This window comes from Bradyrhizobium sp. 164 (assembly GCF_023073715.1).
In the GTDB taxonomy this organism is placed as follows: Bacteria; Pseudomonadota; Alphaproteobacteria; order Rhizobiales; family Xanthobacteraceae; genus Bradyrhizobium.
In genome coordinates this window covers 46,950-64,353 of record NZ_JADPKA010000008.1, presented here as the reverse complement: position 1 = coordinate 64,353, position 17,404 = coordinate 46,950, and the positions used below count along the sequence as shown (strand labels likewise).

The window sequence follows — 17,404 nt, the reverse complement described above, 5'->3', positions numbered from 1 at the left end:
GCCTTAAGTCGCCGCGCGCCTCCGCTTGGCGTTCAGCGCGGACGCCACGCGGCTCACTGGCGGCTTGCCCAGCACGGCACTCATCTCGTTGGTCGCCGCCAGCAGCCGGTCCATATCTATACCGGTCTTGATGCCCATACCTTCGAGCATGTAGACGACGTCCTCGGTCGCGACATTGCCAGTCGCTCCGGGGGCGTAGGGGCAGCCGCCGAGGCCGCCCGCGGCGGCGTCGATGACGCGGACGCCCTCCTCCATCCCCGCATAGAGATTGGCGAGGGCTTGGCCGTAGGTGTCGTGGAAATGCATTGCGAGATGGGCGGGAGGAATGTTGGCGGCAACTGCGCGCAGCATCTCCCTTGCCTTGCTCGGCGTGCCGACGCCGATTGTATCGCCGAGCGAGATCTCGTAGCAGCCGAGCTCCCATAGCGAGTTGGCAAGATCGGCGACCGCCTTCGGCTTGATCTCGCCGTCGAACGGGCAGCCCAGCACGCAGGAGATATAGCCACGCACTTTGACGCCATCGGCTTTGGCGCGCGCGAGCACCGGCTTGAACCGCTCGATGGACTCCGCGACCGAGCAATTGATGTTGGCGCGCGAAAAGCCTTCCGAGGCTGCCGCGAACACCGAGACGACCTTCGCGCCCGCCGCGCTCGCGGCGTCATAGCCCTTCTCGTTCGGCACCAGCACATGGAATTCGGCGCCCTGCACATGGCTGACGCCGCGCAGCACGGCGTCCGAGCTTGCCATCTGCGGGATCGCCTTGGGCGAGACGAAAGCGCCGACCTCGACCGTGGTGAGGCCAGCCGCGACCAGCGCCTCGACGAAGGCGATACGGGACCCGACGCTGACGACCGTCTTCTCGTTCTGGAGGCCGTCGCGCGGCCCCATCTCGATGATGCGGATTTGGTCGCTCATCTCACTCTCCCGAAGGCTCGACCACAGCGAGTTCGATCCCCTCCTGCACGATGTCGCCGACCTTGCATTTGACGGACTTCAGCACGCCGGCATAGGGCGCGCGCAGCGTCTGCTCCATTTTCATCACTTCGAGCGTGAGGATCGGCGCGCCCTTATCGAGCTTGGCGCCCTCCTCCGCCAGCACGGCGACGACGGTACCCGGCAACGGCGCCGCGATCTTGTCCTCGCCGGCATGCTCTTCGCTCTCGCCGCCGAACGGATCGACCCAGTGCAGGTCGAAGCGGCCGTTGCGCGTGCGCAAATACAGCTCATGGCCGTCGATCACCGCCGCGACCTGCGATTTGACGCCGTCCAGCGTCAAGTCAAAGCCGCCTTCCTTGGTGGCAATCGCGAACGCCAGCTCGCGTTCGCCGATCACCAGCGTCGAGGCGCCGCTCCCGTAGTTCAGCGTAATCTTCTGCTCTGGCCCATGGCCGACGCGAAAGGCGAAAATGCGCTGGCGGCAGCCGACCGGCTGCCAGCCGAAGGTCTGCCAGGGCGAATTCGCATCCGCCTGCGCTGCTTGCCGTTCGTCATTGACGATTGCGGCCACGGCGGCGCACAGCTCGAGCTCGCCGGGCGCCGGCGCTGCCTGTGTCAGCACCGCCAGTTCGCGCTCGATGAAGCCGGTGTCGATCGCATTGGTCCGCACCTTCGGATGCGTCATCAGCGCCGACAGGAACGGAATGTTGGTGACGATGCCGCGGACGTCGGACTCCTGCAGTCCGCGGTTGAGCCGCTCGATCGCGACGTCCCGCGTCGGCGCCCAGGCAATCATCTTGGCGAGCATCGCATCGTAATACGGCGACACGCTGTCGCCCTCGCGATAGCCGGCATCGATGCGCAGTCCGCCGGTCTCGGCCGGCAAACGCCAGATCGAGATCCTGCCGACCGATGGCATGAAATTCTTGGTTGGATTTTCCGCATAGACGCGCGCCTCGACCGCATGGCCGTTGAGCCGGATCTCGTCCTGCTTCAAAGGCAGCGCCTCGCCGAAGGCGACGCGCAGCTGCCATTCGACGAGGTCGATGCCCGTAATCAGCTCGGTCACGGGATGCTCGACCTGGAGGCGCGTGTTCATCTCGATGAAGAACACGTCCTTGCCGTCGGAGACGAACTCGATCGTACCCGCCCCGACATAGTTCACCGCGCCCGCCGCCTTTCGCGCGGCGGCGCAAACGGTCTCGCGCTGGGCAGGATTGAGTGTCGGCGATGGTGCCTCCTCGATCACCTTCTGGTGCCGGCGCTGGAGCGTGCACTCGCGCTCGAACAGCGACAAGAGATTGCCGTGGCTGTCGCCGATCACCTGCACCTCGATGTGCCGAGGATTGTCGACATACTTCTCGATCAGCATGCGGTCGTCGCCGAACGCAGCCTTGGCTTCGCGTTTGGCGCTGATGATCGCGGGCCCGAGTTCGGCCGCCGAGCGCACGATCCTCATACCGCGGCCGCCGCCGCCGGCCGACGCCTTCACCAGGATGGGAAAGCCGATCCTGTCCGCAGCCTTCGAAAGCGTCGCCTCGTCCTGGACTTCGCCGTGATAGCCGGGCACCAGCGGCACGCCAGCCTTCTCCATCAGCGCCTTGGAGCCGGATTTCGAGCCCATCGCATTCATCATCTCGGCGGTTGGCCCGACGAAAACAAGCCCCGCATCGAGGCAGGCCCGCGCGAATTCGGCATTCTCCGATAGGAAGCCGTAGCCGGGATGCACGGCTTCGGCGCCGGTCTTGCGCGCGGCCTCGATCAGCCGCTCGACATTGAGATAGCTGTCGCGTGCCCGCGCCGGCCCGAGCAGCACGGCCTCGTCGGCGAGCGCGACATGCATCGCGTCGCGATCGGCCTCGGAATAGACCGCGACCGTGCGCAGGCCCATGGCCCGCGCAGTGCGGATGACGCGGCAGGCGATCTCGCCGCGGTTGGCGATCAGGAGCGTGCGAAATCGCCGGTAGAGCTTTGAGCGGTCCATCGCATCACATCCTGAACAGGCCGAATTTCGTCGGCTCGATCGGCGCATTCGACGCCGCCGAGAGGCCGAGCCCAAGCACCAGCCGCGTGTCGGCCGGATCGATCACGCCGTCGTCCCAGAGGCGCGCGGTCGCGTAATAGGGATGCCCCTGGCTCTCATATTGCGCGCGGATGGGGCTACGGAATTTCTCTTCCTCTTCCTTGGACCAGCTATCACCCTTGGCCTCGATATTGTCGCGCCGGACCTGGCTCAGCACCATCGAGGCCTGCTCGCCGCCCATTACCGAGATGCGCGCGTTCGGCCACATCCACAGGAAGCGCGGCGAGTAAGCGCGGCCGCACATGCCGTAATTGCCGGCGCCATAGGAGCCCCCGATCACGACGGTGAATTTCGGCACCGAAGCGGTCGCAACCGCCGTCACCAGCTTGGCGCCGTCGCGCGCAATGCCGCCGGCCTCGTATTTCTTGCCGACCATGAAGCCCGTGATGTTCTGCAGGAAAACCAGCGGGATGCCGCGCTGGCAGCACAGTTCGATGAAATGTGCGCCCTTGAGCGAGCTCTCGCTGAACAGGATGCCGTTGTTGGCGATAATTCCGACCGGATAGCCCCAGATATGAGCGAAGCCGCACACCAGCGTCGTGCCGTAAAGCTTCTTGAACTCGTCGAACTCGGAGCCGTCGACGATGCGGGCGATGATGTCGCGCACGTCGAATGGCTTGCGGCCGTCGACCGGGACCACGCCGTAGATCTCCTCCGCCGCAAACAGCGGTTCGCGCGGCGGATGCATGTTGAGGTTCGGCCGCGTCGGTGGCTTCAAGGTGCCGACAATGCGCCGGGCGATGCCGATCGCGTGTGCATCGTTCTGTGCGTAATGGTCGGTCACGCCGGACTGCCGCGAATGCACGTCGGCGCCGCCGAGCTCCTCCGCACTCACGACTTCGCCGGTCGCAGCCTTCACCAGTGGCGGACCGCCGAGGAAGATGGTGCCTTGATTGCGAACGATGATGCTCTCGTCCGACATCGCTGGAACATAGGCGCCGCCGGCAGTGCAGGAGCCCATCACGATCGCGATCTGCGGGATACCAGCCGAGGACATCTGCGCCTGGTTGTAGAAGATGCGGCCGAAATGCCGCTCATCCGGAAAGATCTCGTCCTGGAGCGGCAGGAAGGCACCGCCGGAATCGACCATGTAGACGCAAGGAAGGTTGTTCTGCCGCGCGATGTCCTGCGCACGCAGATGCTTCTTCACCGTCATTGGATAGTAGGTGCCGCCCTTGATGGTGGCATCATTGGCGACGATCACGCATTCGCGACCCGAGATGCGCCCGACCCCGGTGACGACGCTCGCCGAATGCACGTCGCCGCCATAGAGGCCATAGGCCGCGAGCGGCGACAGCTCCAAGAATGACGTCCCGGGATCGACAAGCAGGTCGACGCGCTGGCGCGCCAGCATCTTGCCGCGTGCGGTGTGGCGGTTGCGCGACGCCTCACCGCCGCCGCCGGCGACCTGGCTAAGCTTTTCACGCAAGTCCGCGACGAGGGTGCGCATGGCCTCGGAATTGCGCGCGAAGTCTGATGAAGACGGATCGATGCTGGAATGGAGCGGCATGATGATTCCAATGAGGTGAACGTTTCAAGCCGTCTCGGCCATCAGCTCGCGGCCGATCAGCATGCGGCGGACCTCCGAGGTGCCGGCGCCGATCTCGTACAGTTTGGCGTCGCGCCACAGACGTCCGACCGGAAATTCACTGGTGTAGCCGACCCCGCCGAGCGCCTGAATCGCCTCGCCCGCCATCCATGTCGCCTTCTCCGCGGAATAGAGGATCGCGGCAGCGGCATCCTTGCGCAAGCTGCGCGCGTGGTCGGCGCGGTCACAGGCGCGCCCCACCGCATAGACATAAGCGCGCGTGGCCTGCCAGGTCGAATACATGTCGGCAAGCTTGCCCTGCATCAGCTGGAAGTCGCCGATCGGCTGGCCGAACTGCTTGCGCTCGTGCATGTAGGGCACCACCGCATCCATGCAGGCCGCCATAATGCCGAGCGGGCCGCCTGACAGTACCGCGCGCTCATAGTCGAGGCCGGACATCAGCACCTTGACGCCCTCGCCCACCTTGCCGAGCACGTTCTCCTCCGGCACCTCGCATTCGTCGAAGAACAAGGGGTAGGTGTTGGAGCCGCGCATGCCGAGCTTGTCGAGGTGCTGGCCGTGGGTGAATCCCTTGAAGCCTTTCTCGATGAGGAAGGCGGTCATGCCGCGCGGACCGGCCTCCGGATCGGTCTTGGCGTAGACGACGAGCACGTCGGCGTCGCCGCCATTGGTAATCCACATCTTGGAGCCGTTGAGCACGTAGCGGTCGCCGCGCTTGTCGGCGCGCAGCTTCATCGAGACCACGTCGGAGCCGGCGCCGGGCTCCGACATCGCGAGCGCGCCGACATGCTCGCCGGAGATCAGCTTCGGCAGATAGCGCTGGCGCTGGGTGTCGTTGCCGTTGCGGCGGATCTGGTTGACGCAGAGATTGGAATGGGCGCCGTAGGAGAGCCCCACGGCAGCCGAGCCGCGCGAAATCTCCTCCATGGCGACGATATGGGCGAGGTAGCCCATGTTTGACCCGCCATATTGCTCCGGCGCGGTCATGCCGAGCAGGCCGAGGTCGCCGAAACGCTTCCAGAGGTCTGCCGGAAACAGATTGGCTTTCTCGATGTCGGCAGCGCGCGGGGTGATCTCCGCCTCCACGAAAGCGCGAAGCGTGTCGCGCAGCATGCCGATGTCTTCGCCCAGATCGAAGTCGATGCTCGGGATGTTCAAGGCGATTCCTCCGTATCTTTGCGTCCGAACCTAGCGGGGCCCAGGCGCTCTTGCGGTCGAAAAGGTTGCATTTTCCGCCAAACTTGGCGAGGATTTTCCGAGGGAATTCCGATGCCTTTTCAAGCCGCCACCGCTATCCCGCGCCGCGCCGTGACCCCTGCCGCCTTCGTCCGCGGCGTGGTCGCCGCTTATGAACGATACGGCCGCGATCCAGCGGAGGCGCTGAGCCGGGGTCAGGTAGCGCTGGACCTTGTCAATTCTCCGGATGGGCGGATCACCGCCGCCCAGTTCGAGGCCGTGGCAGGCCATGCCATGCGCGAGCTCGATGACGAAGCGCTCGGCTGGTTCTCGCGGCGGCTGCCTTGGGGCACCTACGGCATGCTGTGCCGGGCCTCTATCACCGCACAGACGCTGGAGGTCGCGCTCAAGCGATGGTGCCGGCATCACCGTCTGGTGACCGAGGATGTGCTGCTCGATCTCGAGGTTGGCGAAGAGACGGCCGTCGTGTCGATCCGCGAGCTCCGTGACCTCGGGCCCTTCCGCGAGTTCTGCCTGGTCACCCTGTTCCGCTACGTGCTCGGCTTCTCGTGTTGGGCGGTCGACTCCCAGATCGCGCTCCGCGCGGCTGAATTCCCGTACCCGGAGCCCGGCCACGTCTCCGTCTATCCGACCATCTTCTGTCGGACTATCCGCTTCGACGCGGACCGCGCCGCGATCATCTTCGACAAGCACTATCTCTCGCTGCCGCTCACGCGCACCGCGGTCGACCTCGACAACATGCTCAAAGGCGCGTTGCGGCTGACCGTGCTGCCCTATCGGCGCGACCGCCTGCTGGTCGAGCGCGTCCGCCGCGTGCTCCGCAATGCGCGTGGGCGGGTCCTCGGTGCCGAGGATGTCGCGCGCGAGCTCGCGCTGTCCACACGCACCATGCACCGACGCCTGCGCGAAGAGGCCACCTCACTGCGCGATCTCAAGGAAGAGGCGAAGTTCGAGCTCGCCAAGCAGGAGCTGATGCGCGGCCGCACCCCGATCAAGCGCATCGCGGAGATCGCCGGCTTCCGCAACGAGAAGAGCTTCTCGCGCGCCTTCCGTACCTGGACCGGCGCGAGCCCGCGTGAATTTCGCGGCCGGTATCGGTGAGGCACACGCGAGCGCGTGCGTTGCGTGGTCGTCATGAAATTGACGGCCTCCGAGATGACTCTCGGAGGCCGTAACATCTCCAAACCAGTCTCGATTGCAACGTCAGTTCGAATTGGTCTGTCCGCCCGACCGAAGCTTGCGCGACTGCGTCTGCTTCGGCTGCAAGGCGAACGCGTCGCTGGAGGTTTTCGCTCCGCCGCTCTGCGAGCACGTGCCGCCGATGCCGCCGGCCGCGGCCCGGCACGCTTCCATCGTCGGATAGCCGCAGCCATGAGCGGCCTGGGCGCCGTTGGTGATGCAGTATTCTTCCGCCTGTGCTGCGGGTGCGGTCATCATCAGAAACGCAGATGCAAACAGCGTCGCAGCGGATGCGACGAACGTCTTCGAAATCGATGTCATGGTGTCTTTCCTGCTTCAGGGTCCCACAAAAGAGTCCTCGGCATGGCAGGCACGCCGAGGTTCACACCTTGCATCTAAGCGGCGCCGGGGAACCGACAATCACGGCCGAGCGCATTGCAGGACTTCGCAAATCACATGTCACAGTTAGGTTATTGACTCATGTATTATAATTCGGATTGCATGAAATACCGATTTGTCCGACCGGAGTATTCGGATCCTATCCTGCCGGCGCCGCCACGGCGACCTCCTGCAACGGCAGTGGCACGTCCTTCGCGACACCCAGCACCGGAAAGCTGCGGACGTTCTTCACGTTCGGCATCGCGGCGAAATGCAGGAGCTGCTGGCGCATGCTCTCGACGCTCGGCGCCACGCATTTAAGGAGATAATCGGTGTCGCCCGAAATCCGCCAGCACTGCTGGATGCGCGGGATTGCGGCGATCGAGCTCTCGAACGCCTCCAGCACCGGCTGGGCCTGGCTGCCGAGCTGGATCGACACGAACGACACCACCTCAAAGCCGAGCCGCCGTTCGTCGATGACAGCGCGCACCGCCCGGATCACGCCGCGGCTGAACAACGATTTCAGCCGCCGCAGGCAGTTGGGCGCGGATACGCCGACGCGCAGCGCCAGCTCGTTGTTGCGAACCCGCCCGTCCTGCTGCAGCTCGGACAGTATCTTCAGATCGACGCGATCGAGCTGGTCACGCCCCGCCATACCCCACCTCGCCCATAAGCTCGTCATGCCTCGCACCAGCGAAGCACGCGGCGGAATAGCTGCCAAGGGCCAGAGCCACTGGTTGCCTCATGGCCGGGCCCTGTCCGGGCCATCTAGGTTCTTTCGCGCGCCCCTGAGATGTAGATGCCCGGGACAAGCCCGGGCATGACGAGTTGACGTCGTTTGGACGCGGCGCAGTCTCGCCCGCTCCTCAATGCGTCCAGGGCTCGCCGCGCCGGAACGAGAAATTGTCGGCATAAGCGACCGGCCGGCGCACCGACTCCTGCGGCTCGATCACCTGGTAGGCGATCCCCTTGCGCTCGCAATAGGCGACCGCCTCTTCCTTAGAGTGGAAGCGCAGGGTGATCTGCTGCTTCATGTCGCCGGACGAGGTCCAGCCCATCAGCGGCTCGACCGAACGCGGCTGCTCCGGCTCGTAGTCGAGCTGCCATTCCCTCGTCTTGGACCGGCCGGATTGCATCGCGTTCTTGGCGGGCTTGAAAATGCGTGCGGTCATGGGTGGTCCGGGCCTCTTGGTCTTTCGCTCGATTTCGATGCGTCACGGTGGCAGTTGGTGGAAACCTCGGGGATAGTATAGAGACACCGTTGGAGAAATGTTCGGTGATTCCGGCTCCCGGGTGCCCTACCTTACGGGTATAGTCATTATGCTGCACCGTGACAATTGCGTACCCGCCTTCCGCGCCGGGACCCCGCCCGACGCCATTGCCTCCCCGACATCAGCGTATTTGTTCCTTCCGAAAGCTCTCGTTGCATGGCCTTCCTGAACATCAGCGCAACACTTCCCGAAAAGGGTCGCGACCTCCGGCTCGACCTGTTTCGCGGCGTCGCGAACTGGGCGATCTTCCTCGACCACATCCCCGACAACGTCGTGAACTGGGTCACGACGCGCAATTACGGTTTTTCCGACGCCGCCGACCTTTTCGTCTTCATCTCCGGCTACACGGCGTCCTTCGTCTATGCGCGCATGATGCTGGAGCGCGGCTTCATCGTCGGCGCCACAAGGCTGACCAAGCGGGTCTGGCAGCTCTATGTCGCCCACATCATCCTGTTCGTGATCTATATCGCCTCGATCAGCTACCTCGCCCTGCGCTTCGGCGATTCCGAGATGATCAACGAGTTCAACGTCGCCGGCCTCGTCGACAATGCCACCGAGACGCTGCGCCAGGGCCTGTTTCTGCGCTTCAAGCCGCTCAATCTCGACGTGCTACCGCTCTACATCGTGCTGATGGGACTGTTCCCGCCGGTGCTGTGGTTCATGCTGCGCAAACCCGACGTGACGATGGCGCTGTCAATCGTGCTGTGGCTCGCCGCGCGCCATTTCGGCTGGAATCTGACGGCCTATCCGGCCGGGCAGTGGTACTTCAACCCGTATTGCTGGCAGGTGCTGTTCGTGTTCGGGGCCTGGTGCGCCATGGGCGGCGCGCGGCGCTCGATGGCGCTGATCAATGCGCCGGTCACGCTCTACCTCTGCCTCGCCTATCTCGCCTTCGCGCTGATCATGACTATGGCTGGGCGCTTCCCGACCTTCGGCGGCATGTTCCCGCAGTGGCTGTTCTCGGCCTTCAACCCGAACGACAAGACCAACCTCGCGCCCTACCGCTTCATCCACTTCGTCGTGATCGTGATCCTGGTGATCCGCTTCGTGCCGAAGGAGTGGCCGGGCCTAGAGTGGAAGGTGTTCGATCCGCTGATCGTCTGCGGCCAGCAGTCACTCGCGGTGTTCTGCGTCGGCGTGTTCCTCTCCTTCGTCGGCCATTTCGAGCTGTCGATGAGCTCGGGCTCGCTGCTTGCGCAGCTCTTCGTCAGCATCGCCGGCATCGCGATCATGACGACGGTGGCCTATTACATCTCCTGGTCGAAGAAGCAGGACAAGCCCTTGAAGCCGCCACCGTCCAAGCCGGCAGCGAAGGCGGCCTGATCGTGACGCGGCGGCCGAAGCCGCGTCAGGCCGCCGCTTCGCCGTCGAACTCGGTGAACTTCTTGTAGATCCAGTCGCGGCCGTCATGGCGGCGCCAGACCTTGCCGTACACGAGCTGCCCGTTGATCGAACGGCGCGGCACGATCACGGTCCAGAGATGCCAGATTTCGGTCCAGCTCGTCTGCGGACCGGCGGTCTTGGAATTGCGATCGAAAGACATGGCAGAACTCACTGGCGCGGAAGTCACCCGCGCAGAACTCAACTGATGCGCGCGCTGCCGTCCACGTGCGAGCGCGGATTTCCGGCAGCCCATCGCGAGCCGTGCTTGATGTGATAACAGTCACTGAGGCGGCCGCAACAATCGCTCGCCCTTAACCTAACCGGTCAACCTTACTTCTCGTGCGCAAACGGCGAGATTGGTTGAAAGCCGCGGTCGACTTTTCTAGAATGCTTGCGTGATTTGAGAGCGCGCCGATTTGAGACGCGCGTGTTTTTGGCCCGACACGTATTTTGAAAACAATTGACCGGCCGGGGCGACCACAATGAATTTGCAATGTGCATGTCTGCGCTTGGCACTGCGATCGACGGCGCCTGTCCCGATCGTAAACACGTCCGCCCAGCAGCCGCCGAAAGCCGCCAACGATAACCAGACGGTCTGGCCGTTCGTGCCATTTCCGCTCGGCTGGCACGCCTCGAGCTGATGACGAGATCTGAACAGTGATGCCTGAAAAGCGCAACGCCGCGCAAGCGGAGTATCATCGCTCGGCGGCGTCCGTTAGGCATTGGGCGCTGAAATCCCCAACACGAATATGTCTTTGGCGGCGCTCAGAAGGTTCGAAGAGCGTCCGGAAATTCTGCGCCGCTCTGACGACCGCACGGCTTGAGGCGTCGCACCGAAGTCGCGCGGCAACGAGGTTGAGCGCCAAAGCTTCCGCCGCGCCTTTCGGCCCACACGAGGGCAACCAATCGCTGCGCCACGCGTTGCAGCTTTTTCCCGCCTGTCCGAGGGTGTCCGCAATCAGCGTGCGCCCGCCTGCACGGAGGCGTCGCACGTCCATATGAGCTGGAGCGCGGCCGGTGAACTGTCGCGAACGAGCCGAAACCAACGAATGCCAGGCCGCAGGGCGAGGAAACGCTGGGAGCCAAGTCGATACGCCGGAGAAGCTCGTCGAGACGCCGGAGGCCGGAAGCTCGCTGCTTGCGCTCGGCGGGCTCGGCCTCGCGGGGATCGCCATGCTGGGCTGGATTTGCGCCCTCGCCTGGGTTGCTTGGCACCTCGTCAGCTGGCTGTTGTTCTGACGCGGTCCCGAAGCCCTCATAAGGCTTGGGCGTCGGCCTGGGGATGCTTGAGGCGCACGTCGGGACTGGTCGGGGCAGCTGGATTCGAACCAACGACCTGCAGTACCCAAAACTGCCGCGCTACCAGGCTGCGCTATACCCCGAATGTCCGGCGCGCCCCGTCGATACACGCTTCCCGGCTCGCCAGCAAGGCGCCAATGACGCCGATCCGGGGCGCCTATTTGCTGCCGAACAGCGGGTGGGCGACCCGGTCGCCAGGACGGATGCCGTATTTCTGCGCCGTTCCCGCCACCACCTCCAGCACCGCCCGGGCGGGGCCCTGAGACGAGATGATCTTGGTCGAGAGCGGCTCGGTGTTCTCGGCGATGCGCAGGATGCGGCCGTCGGCGCGGATGAAGATCATGTCGAGCGAGACGTAGGTGTTCTTCATCCACATCGAAACTTCCTGCTCGGGATTGAAGTCGAACAGCATGCCTTTGCCGTCGGCCAGTTCCTTGCGATACATCAGGCCGGTCTGCTTCTCCTGCTCGGTCGTCGCCATCTCGACCGAGAACACCTGCACGCCGCTTCTGGTGACGATCTCGAGCGGCTGGAAACTCGCGGCGCGGACGGATCCGATTGCGGCGACCATGCCGGCAACGACGAGGATGACGGCAAGCCAGCCCTTCACAACGGACCAGACGGCCTTTCGATCAGAATTCATGGGAGTACTCGGGGCGTGGGACTGGAACAGTCCTTACGCAACGGTCGCCGGAAAAGCCAGAGGCGCGCCGGTCGGCCGGTGCGCCTCTGCTCACGATTGCGGGAATTGGTGCCTTTAGTGCGACTGCAAGCCCGGCGAGCCGGTCTCGGGATGGATTTCGGCCGCCATCATGCCCTTGGAGCCGGGCCCGAACCGAACCAGCACATATTGGCCGGGGCGCAGTTCAGTCATGCCGAATCGGCGCAGCGTCTCCATGTGCACGAAGATGTCGGGCGTGCCCTCGCCGCAGGTGAGGAAGCCGAAGCCGCGCAGCCGGTTGAACCATTTGACCTGAGCCCGCTCCAGGCCGCTGGTCGGGGTGACCGTGACGTGGGTGCGCGGCGGCAGCATCTGCGCCGGATGGATCGCGGTGGATTCGTCCATCGAGACCACGCGGAATGCCTGATAGCCCTTGGCGCGCTGGATGCACTCGACGACGATGCGGGCGCCCTCGTAAGCGGTCTGAAAGCCGTCGCGCCTCAGCACGGTGACGTGCAGGAGCACGTCGGGCCAACCATTGTCGGGAACGATGAAGCCATAGCCCTTTGAGGCGTCGAACCATTTGATGACGCCGTGAACCTCGACCAGATTGCCGCTGCCCTCACCCAGTCCGGTGAAGGGGCTGAGCGCGCTGTCGCGACCGCCACCGTGCTCGCCCACGGGAACTCCAACCTTCTTGGACTCAAATCCGTCCGACGACCCCATAACCCCGGACCCCACACTGCCATGCAACCCGCCACATTGGCGGCGCTCGAATCACGCGTCTTAAGAGAATGTTCTCAATTCGACGCGACGCGAATCTTTCGACTCAAAAGATAACACTCCCGGTTGCGAGGCATAGACAAAAAAGAGATTCGCCGGGACCTATGAACAGCTTGCACAGCCGCGAATCAAATTGATGCCTCAATTCCCGGCAAAGGGCCCGAGCGTTTCGCCGATGTCGTGATGGATCACGAGGTCGGCGATGTCGTCCTGCTCGGTCGGCTCGCGGTTGATGATCACCAGACGTGCGCCGGCGTCCTTGGCCAACATCGGAAAGCCTGCCGCCGGCCACACCACCAGCGAGGAACCGATTGCGATGAAGAGGTCGCAGGCCTGCGACAGCGCGGTTGCCCGCTGCATTTCGTCCTCGGGCATCATCTGGCCGAACGAGATCGTGGCGGTCTTCACCGGCTCGTCGCACGTGGTGCAGTTGGGCGCAGCGCCCTCCGCGTCGAATCGGCGCTTCACCCAGTCGAGCTGGTAGACCTTGCCGCACCCGAGGCAGCGCGCATAAGTAGTATTTCCGTGAAGTTCAATCACGTGCTCGGCCGCCACCCCCGAGGCCTGGTGCAGATTGTCGATATTCTGGGTGATGATCGCGGGAACCTTGCCGGCGCGACAGAGCGAGGCCAGCGCTCGGTGGCCGCGGCCCGGCTTTGCAGCTGCGAAGACCTGCTCCATCGCAAAGCGGCGACGCCAGGATTCGTCGCGCGCCTCTTGGCTCGCCACGAACTCGTCGAACGGGATCGGACGGTTGCGCATCCACAGTCCGCCCGGCGAGCGGAAGTCGGGGATGCCGCATTCGGTCGAGATGCCGGCGCCGGTGAACGGCACGATTCGCTTCGCTTCGGCGATCATCTCGCCGAGCCGTTCGACGCCGCTGCGAAGATCCAATGCAATCAATCGCTGCTCCCGATGTGTTTGCGCTAGCTGCAAGGCGCACAAGCGGCAAGATTGTTGACGCTCTTGTCCAACATGATGAAAAAGAGCGAAGAGAAACAGAGTAGGCAACTCCTGCCGCCCCTCGCATATCACAATCCTGCAATGCCTCCTCCCAATTGACGCCCCATTCGAGAGCCCCAATGGATGTGTTGAATCCGACTCACGACGCAATGCGGCGGCAGCGCTCGAGGTCAGTCGAAAACACAGGTTCAGGTGCGAACAGAGGGGATGGACATGACCGAAGATGAAGAACGCAAAGCCCGCGAACGCGATGAGATCGCCGCCCGTGTTGCCGCCTTCCGCGCCACCCAGGAGAAGTTCAAGCGCGAGCGCGAGGAATATTTCGTGTCGACGCTCGATAATGCCCGCAAGGCGGAGCGTCCCTCGCTCTGGCCGTAGAGCGTGACATCAGGCGAACGAAAAAAAGCCCGGAGCCTTGCTCCGGGCTTTTCGCTTGTCAGTCGCTACCAGTGGCGCCAGTGGTGGTGCCGATAGTACGGTCCGCCGCCGTAATAGGCGTAAGGACCCGGTCCGTAATAGTAGCCCGGGCCGTCGTAATAGCCGTAACCCGGACCGTAATAGCCGTACGGATGCGATGCCGCGACCGCGCCCGCCGTGATTGCGCCGGCGGCAAGGCCGAATGCGAGGCCCGGCCCGATACCGCGGCCACGCGCCTCGGCAGGCGCAGGCGCCGCGACCGCGGTTACGCCGACGGCTGCGACGGTGGCCAGAACTGCCAATGTCTTCCTCATAATCTCCTCCTTCGCGCGTCTCGCGGAGATAACGGCGAGGGCCTGCGATGGTTGCGGCAATGCGGAACCGCAAGCCGTCCAAAAAATAGCGAGCCAGCAGGAACGAACGCTGCCTGCGCGGATTAACTCTGCAAGTGCGGAAGCCTTCACCATCCGGTTGAGGCGACAGCACGAAGACCCCGCCAGCATCCTCCGCGATGCTGGCGGGGTTTTTAGTTTCACGGGAGAGATGGCAGCAGAGGTGAGCTTCTGCCAGCGGGGCGGACGATCGAGGAGGAGAGATGCCCATATCCGCTTTGCTGGCCCGTATCCGCCGGCTCGTGCCCAAATCCGACGATCAGCACTACGAGGAGATCGTCCGCAGCTTCGGAGTCGGCACGCTGCGCCCGCCGGCGAAGCCAATGAGCGACCGCGAACTGGCGCAGGCCATCGCCGAGTTCCTCAAGGAACGGCCGTCGAGCGAGTCCGTTGCGGCCCTCGGCCGAAGGCTCGATCCCTCGTCCGGCCTCTGAACGGCGTAACTTCCTGTGTGCACGGAACAACATTTTCGCGCACACGTTGAGTCGTCTTCAGGCAGATGAGGCCCGACATGCCCGTGTGGCTCGAAGTCTTGCTCAACCTGTCCGGCTATGCCGGTTTCGTCGCGCTTGCAACGCGCGGCGGCATGTTCCGGGATACGTCCGCGGACGATCGGATTTGCGGCGAGAAGCGCTAGTTCGCGTGCGGCGCCTGCCCTGCCGTGCGCATCAGCCGATCCGCCTTGACCGCGACACGCGTGTCCTCGACCTGCGGCCGCAGCGAAAAGCTGATGGCCACGAAAGCGAGACAGAAGAGCGTGCCGACGATGGCGACGCGCCGGTAGGTGTGGCGGTCGCCTTGATAAAAGAACGGCTCCGAAAATGGTGTCATGACAAAATGGCTTCTGGACAAAGGCGTTTCTTGCAAACTCGCAAGGTCGTTTCTTGATTGTCGTTGCCAGACACCTATCCCAAGTAGCGGCGAGTGCAACGCGATTGGGCTTTTAACCTAACCGAATAGGGTTATTTGCTTTCCCCCAAGCTTTCGTTAGGCGCTGCGCCGCGATCTTGGTGCGCCGCTTCTGCATCGCGCGGAAGGTCCGCGCTGTCACGGCCCGCTACTCCCGACCTCCTTTGTTCCAGCTTCGACTCCTTTTCGTTCGCAAAGAACGAATCGGAATCCGGGAAATCGGCGCGGAGCAACCGTTAATGGGCGGTGAGGAGGCGCGCGGCGAACGTCCGAGCACGTAAGGTCGGTCGCTGCGGCACCGATAGCTTGCCTTGGCGTGGCTGCGAGTGGCGGACGCACCGGACGACCGCCGCGCAGCCCCGCCGTGACGGACGTGTCCCGCATCGACACAGAAGGCGTGGCTTGTTCTGCATCCGACTCCATTTCGTTCGCAAAGAACGAATCAGAATCGGAAAATCAGCGGGGCGCGAATCCTAACGATCCGTGAAAGCGTGCGCCGTCACGTCTTCGGCGCACGAGTCCTTGGCGGGAGAATTTTCGGCGGTAAGAATTTCGAGACGACGGCGAACACGATGACGATCTCACGGCACGGCTCGCATCGAAAGCTGTTGGGTGAGTTCGCCGTCATCGGCTTGGCGCATTGCGGGCATGTCATGCTGCGGGAACGCTGACGTCACAGGTTCGTTCCGTCACGTTGGCTTCCAAGGGCAATCAGCGATGGCGTTCGCTGATCCAATCACGCCGCCCGCTTCGCCTTGCCCTTCTCCGAAAAGCATTCCAGGATTTGGATGCGGAGCTCTTCTGCGGCCGGGCCATCGAGCTTTCTGAGCTCGTTCCAGAGCCTGATCACCTCGCGCTGTTTCTCGACGGTCATGAATCACCTCCAAGAGAAGATGACCAACTAGAACAAAATGAGAACAGAAAGTCCAGTCCTCCCCGAAATTCCACAGGGCGTGGCGGCTTGAACCTGCTCCGCGCTGTGCAGACCAAGGAGGCTCGGGATTTCAGCGCCTTGTCATACGGCAGCGCCGCCTGACGAACATATCCCGTCCTCGCGGCGCGGTTGCTATTTGGATTTTCAACCTTACGTTACAAGCGCAAGCGGCCAGGCGCTGAAATCCCAACGCCGTCAGCCAAGAGAGCCCCGTGCGAACGCGCGGAGTTTTTCTTTTCAGCCGCGGCTGGGCGGCAGGCCACCGCCGTGAGGACGAGTTTTCCTCTGTCGCATTGTCCGGCCGAATTCGATGGCGCCGGCGCCCTGGTGCGACGCGGCGCTAGGTCCCGGAGTTCCCGCGCCACGTGCGGGACTTGCGCGAGGCGCCGATGATCTGCCAGTTCTGCGAGAGCGAAATCCCGATCGGTCTTTCGGTGTGCCCGCTTGCGGCAAACCGCAGGGCGCGCCGGGACAAAACAGTCGGCGCTCCCTGGGGCTTCTCCTGATCGTCGTGGTGATGTTCGGCGTTGCCGTCGCCGAGCACCACTTTTTCTTCAGCGGTTGACCCGTCGTGATTCTTCGCGAAGCATCTCCGGTCTTAGACGGCGTCCTTGGCCACCTTCAGCGGCGAGGCCTTGACCGACTTGCTCGCCGGCTTTGCCGCAAACTGCATCGGCTCCTTGGTGAAGGGATTGATGCCCATCCTGGCTTCGGTCGCCGGCTTGTTCACCACCGACATCTTGACGAAGCCGGGAATGACGAACTCGCCGGACTCGTTGAGCTCCTTGTAGCCGACCGTCGCCATGTATTCGATCACCGACTTCACGTCGTTCTTTGACAGCTGCGTGCCTTCCGCAATTGCATCGATCAATTGGGTCTTCGTCATCTTCGCCATGTTCTGAATTCCTTTAAAGGGATGCGCGCGAATAACTCTGCTGTGGACGCGGCCGGACCCGCGGAGGCGCGCTTCTGATTCATGCCAGAGGTCATGAAGTGACGGGCTTAGAGCCTATCGAGGCTCAAAACGCAAGCAGGGGCTCTCTGGGGTTCCCGACGCCGGTGAACGGTGT

22 protein-coding genes and 1 tRNA gene are annotated in these 17,404 nt (G+C 63.6%); 6 read left to right on the top strand and 17 right to left on the bottom strand.

The features are described from left to right. Positions 1-3 precede the first annotated feature (3 nt). Genes IVB01_RS03450 through IVB01_RS03435 form a run of 4 tightly spaced genes read right to left on the bottom strand, consistent with a single transcriptional unit; the run spans position 4 to position 5,726 of the window. Positions 4-915 carry a hydroxymethylglutaryl-CoA lyase gene (locus IVB01_RS03450; protein WP_247281035.1) on the bottom strand — a complete coding sequence of 304 codons (912 nt, stop codon included), beginning with the start codon at positions 913-915 and terminating at the stop codon, positions 4-6. A gap of 1 nt (position 916) precedes the next feature. Beyond that, complete coding sequence (locus IVB01_RS03445) at positions 917-2,920, bottom strand: acetyl/propionyl/methylcrotonyl-CoA carboxylase subunit alpha (RefSeq protein WP_247281034.1); 2,004 nt, start codon at positions 2,918-2,920, stop codon at positions 917-919. Positions 2,921-2,924: 4 nt separating this feature from the next. Next, positions 2,925-4,529: a carboxyl transferase domain-containing protein gene (locus IVB01_RS03440; RefSeq protein ID WP_247281033.1), complete on the bottom strand. Its 1,605-nt coding sequence runs from the start codon at positions 4,527-4,529 to the stop codon at positions 2,925-2,927. Between the two features lie 24 nt (positions 4,530-4,553). Further along, entirely contained in the window at positions 4,554-5,726 is a 1,173-nt protein-coding gene (locus IVB01_RS03435) for an isovaleryl-CoA dehydrogenase (protein ID WP_247281032.1), read from the bottom strand. 111 nt (positions 5,727-5,837) lie between these two features. On the opposite strand from IVB01_RS03435, the gene IVB01_RS03430 reads away from it, so the two are divergent. Next, positions 5,838-6,866, top strand: a complete 1,029-nt coding sequence (locus IVB01_RS03430) for an AraC family transcriptional regulator (RefSeq protein WP_247281031.1) — start codon at positions 5,838-5,840, stop codon at positions 6,864-6,866. A gap of 102 nt (positions 6,867-6,968) precedes the next feature. On the opposite strand, the gene IVB01_RS03425 is transcribed toward IVB01_RS03430, so the two are convergent. The 3 genes from IVB01_RS03425 to IVB01_RS03415 all read right to left on the bottom strand — a co-directional run bounded on the left by IVB01_RS03425 (position 6,969) and on the right by IVB01_RS03415 (position 8,494). Continuing rightward, positions 6,969-7,265 carry a DUF3551 domain-containing protein gene (locus tag IVB01_RS03425; protein ID WP_247281030.1) on the bottom strand — a complete coding sequence of 99 codons (297 nt, stop codon included), beginning with the start codon at positions 7,263-7,265 and terminating at the stop codon, positions 6,969-6,971. Between the two features lie 217 nt (positions 7,266-7,482). Then, positions 7,483-7,977: an Lrp/AsnC family transcriptional regulator gene (locus IVB01_RS03420; protein WP_247281029.1), complete on the bottom strand. Its 495-nt coding sequence runs from the start codon at positions 7,975-7,977 to the stop codon at positions 7,483-7,485. Between the two features lie 211 nt (positions 7,978-8,188). After that, positions 8,189-8,494: an ETC complex I subunit gene (locus IVB01_RS03415; protein ID WP_247281028.1), complete on the bottom strand. Its 306-nt coding sequence runs from the start codon at positions 8,492-8,494 to the stop codon at positions 8,189-8,191. Positions 8,495-8,749: 255 nt separating this feature from the next. Here IVB01_RS03415 and IVB01_RS03410 point away from each other — a divergent pair, with 255 nt between their 5' ends. Then, positions 8,750-9,916 (top strand): OpgC domain-containing protein, encoded by a 1,167-nt coding sequence (locus tag IVB01_RS03410; RefSeq protein ID WP_247281027.1) that lies wholly within the window; start codon positions 8,750-8,752, stop codon positions 9,914-9,916. A 25-nt stretch (positions 9,917-9,941) separates the two neighbouring features. On the opposite strand, the gene IVB01_RS03405 is transcribed toward IVB01_RS03410, so the two are convergent. Then, the gene (locus tag IVB01_RS03405; RefSeq protein WP_247281026.1) at positions 9,942-10,136 is read right to left on the bottom strand and encodes a hypothetical protein; all 195 of its coding nucleotides are present in this window, start codon (positions 10,134-10,136) and stop codon (positions 9,942-9,944) included. An 857-nt stretch (positions 10,137-10,993) separates the two neighbouring features. On the opposite strand from IVB01_RS03405, the gene IVB01_RS03400 reads away from it, so the two are divergent. Continuing rightward, the gene (locus tag IVB01_RS03400; RefSeq protein WP_247281025.1) at positions 10,994-11,215 is read left to right on the top strand and encodes an RNA-binding protein; all 222 of its coding nucleotides are present in this window, start codon (positions 10,994-10,996) and stop codon (positions 11,213-11,215) included. A 66-nt stretch (positions 11,216-11,281) separates the two neighbouring features. Here the strand turns inward: IVB01_RS03400 and IVB01_RS03395 are convergent. From IVB01_RS03395 to IVB01_RS03380, 4 genes are all read right to left on the bottom strand, one after another. After that, a tRNA-Pro gene (locus IVB01_RS03395) sits at positions 11,282-11,358 on the bottom strand. Between the two features lie 74 nt (positions 11,359-11,432). Next, positions 11,433-11,918 (bottom strand): DUF192 domain-containing protein, encoded by a 486-nt coding sequence (locus IVB01_RS03390; protein ID WP_247281024.1) that lies wholly within the window; start codon positions 11,916-11,918, stop codon positions 11,433-11,435. A 114-nt stretch (positions 11,919-12,032) separates the two neighbouring features. Beyond that, the gene (locus tag IVB01_RS03385) at positions 12,033-12,662 is read right to left on the bottom strand and encodes a cold-shock protein (protein WP_247281023.1); all 630 of its coding nucleotides are present in this window, start codon (positions 12,660-12,662) and stop codon (positions 12,033-12,035) included. A 198-nt stretch (positions 12,663-12,860) separates the two neighbouring features. Next, positions 12,861-13,622: a Sir2 family NAD-dependent protein deacetylase gene (locus IVB01_RS03380; RefSeq protein WP_247281022.1), complete on the bottom strand. Its 762-nt coding sequence runs from the start codon at positions 13,620-13,622 to the stop codon at positions 12,861-12,863. Positions 13,623-13,895: 273 nt separating this feature from the next. On the opposite strand from IVB01_RS03380, the gene IVB01_RS03375 reads away from it, so the two are divergent. Next, positions 13,896-14,060 (top strand): hypothetical protein, encoded by a 165-nt coding sequence (locus tag IVB01_RS03375; protein WP_247281021.1) that lies wholly within the window; start codon positions 13,896-13,898, stop codon positions 14,058-14,060. Positions 14,061-14,125: 65 nt separating this feature from the next. Here IVB01_RS03375 and IVB01_RS03370 read toward each other — a convergent pair whose 3' ends face one another. Beyond that, entirely contained in the window at positions 14,126-14,413 is a 288-nt protein-coding gene (locus tag IVB01_RS03370; protein ID WP_247281020.1) for a hypothetical protein, read from the bottom strand. 281 nt (positions 14,414-14,694) lie between these two features. On the opposite strand from IVB01_RS03370, the gene IVB01_RS03365 reads away from it, so the two are divergent. After that, positions 14,695-14,925 (top strand): hypothetical protein, encoded by a 231-nt coding sequence (locus IVB01_RS03365; protein ID WP_247281019.1) that lies wholly within the window; start codon positions 14,695-14,697, stop codon positions 14,923-14,925. A gap of 77 nt (positions 14,926-15,002) precedes the next feature. After that, on the top strand, positions 15,003-15,128 hold the full coding sequence (locus IVB01_RS35415; RefSeq protein ID WP_256464568.1) for a hypothetical protein: 126 nt from the start codon (positions 15,003-15,005) through the stop codon (positions 15,126-15,128). On the opposite strand, the gene IVB01_RS03360 is transcribed toward IVB01_RS35415, so the two are convergent. The 4 genes from IVB01_RS03360 to IVB01_RS03345 all read right to left on the bottom strand — a co-directional run bounded on the left by IVB01_RS03360 (position 15,125) and on the right by IVB01_RS03345 (position 17,229). Continuing rightward, positions 15,125-15,322, bottom strand: a complete 198-nt coding sequence (locus IVB01_RS03360) for a hypothetical protein (protein WP_247281018.1) — start codon at positions 15,320-15,322, stop codon at positions 15,125-15,127. The two genes, IVB01_RS35415 and IVB01_RS03360, sit on opposite strands and share 4 nt — an antisense overlap. An 814-nt stretch (positions 15,323-16,136) precedes the next feature. Continuing rightward, positions 16,137-16,274: a hypothetical protein gene (locus IVB01_RS03355; RefSeq protein WP_247281017.1), complete on the bottom strand. Its 138-nt coding sequence runs from the start codon at positions 16,272-16,274 to the stop codon at positions 16,137-16,139. A 400-nt stretch (positions 16,275-16,674) separates the two neighbouring features. Further along, the gene (locus IVB01_RS03350) at positions 16,675-16,878 is read right to left on the bottom strand and encodes a hypothetical protein (RefSeq protein ID WP_247281016.1); all 204 of its coding nucleotides are present in this window, start codon (positions 16,876-16,878) and stop codon (positions 16,675-16,677) included. 54 nt (positions 16,879-16,932) lie between these two features. After that, a complete protein-coding gene (locus tag IVB01_RS03345) occupies positions 16,933-17,229 on the bottom strand; it encodes an HU family DNA-binding protein (RefSeq protein WP_008558895.1) in 297 nt (98 codons plus the stop codon). Between the last annotated feature and the right edge of the window lie 175 nt (positions 17,230-17,404).